Below are 1099 nucleotides of genomic sequence, written 5' to 3'. Positions count from 1 at the left end.
GAGACTTGGCTACCTCAGCCCCGACGAATACCTCGCTCACAACCTCGCCAGCGCGTAACGTTTATTAAAGTGTCCAACTTCCGGGGACCAGTCCAGCAGGCCATTTGTGTTCTCGTTTGAGCCGCGCTGCCAGGGGCTCGCCGGGTCACAGAAATACACCGGAATCAGCGTCTGCCGCGTGAAATCCTGGTGGCAGGCCATCTCAGTTCCCTGAGCCCAGGTCAAAGAACGGCGGAGGTGCGGCGGGAGCCGTCTCATCGAATCAGCTAGCCGATCGCGCAGGTTCTCAGCACCACGGTTCCCTGCCAAGTGCACGAGAATGATGAAGCGCGTGGTCCGTTCGACCAGTGTGGCGATGGCCGAGCGACCGCCCTTCCCAATTATTAGATCGCCCTCCCAATGCCCTGGTACTAGTCTGCCGATCACTTCCGCAGGCCGGTCTCGGATCATGACCATGTCCGGGAATCGCTTGGTCCGGTGTTCCTTCCGGCGGCGCGGCCGGCGGCCGGTCCGCCCGCTGCGCAGCGCGACGGCCGGGTCCACGGCCAGATCCAGGCTTCCTCGCCCGTACAGCGCTTGGTAAACAGTCTTGGGCACGACGTGCATCTCGGGCTGTCCCGGGAAATTAGCGCGCAGACGGTTGCTGATCTGGCGAGGGCTCCAGCGTTGCATCAGATGTTCACGCACGAACTCCTGCAGCTCCGGGTGGCTGCGATCTTGCCGGTCCGTTGGCGGCTCCGTCTACGTTCGGCGATGCGCTGTGCTGTCCGCGGACGGTAGTTGCCGGAAGGTTCGTGAATGTTGCGGCGAATCTCTCTGCTCACGGTGGACGGATTGCGCCCGAGTTCCATCGCGATGGAACGAATGCTCCGCCGGGCATGCAGGAGGTCTGCGATCGTGATTCGTTCCGATTCAGAGAGAAACCGGGCGGAGATAACGATCGGCCTCTTATGGGAAATGGGAGCAACCTTTTTGATGTCCCCGGACTTCAGAACAACGGTGTGTGTTAACGCCAACCGAAAATAGGGCCAGTTTTGCCGACTGAAAACAGGGCCACGGGTTGCTGTTCTATTGTGCCTGAAGCTGGGTTCTTGTCTTG

The 1099-nt window shown here is 60.7% G+C and carries 2 protein-coding genes; both read right to left on the bottom strand.

Going from position 1 to position 1099, the window contains the following annotated elements:
* Positions 1-36: 36 nt before the first annotated feature.
* Positions 37-687: an IS30 family transposase gene (locus ACFV4R_RS20185; RefSeq protein ID WP_377204343.1), complete on the bottom strand. Its 651-nt coding sequence runs from the start codon at positions 685-687 to the stop codon at positions 37-39.
* Positions 672-1016, bottom strand: coding sequence for a helix-turn-helix domain-containing protein (locus ACFV4R_RS20180; protein WP_377204344.1), 345 nt, complete (start codon positions 1014-1016; stop codon positions 672-674). The genes ACFV4R_RS20185 and ACFV4R_RS20180 overlap by 16 nt, the downstream gene beginning before the upstream one ends.
* Positions 1017-1099: the final 83 nt, after the last annotated feature.

This window comes from Pseudarthrobacter sp. NPDC059871 (genome assembly GCF_042731175.1).
Classification (GTDB): Bacteria; Actinomycetota; Actinomycetes; order Actinomycetales; family Micrococcaceae; genus Arthrobacter.
The sequence above is the reverse complement of the archived record's forward strand: the minus strand, read 5'-3'. Positions and strand labels throughout refer to the sequence as shown.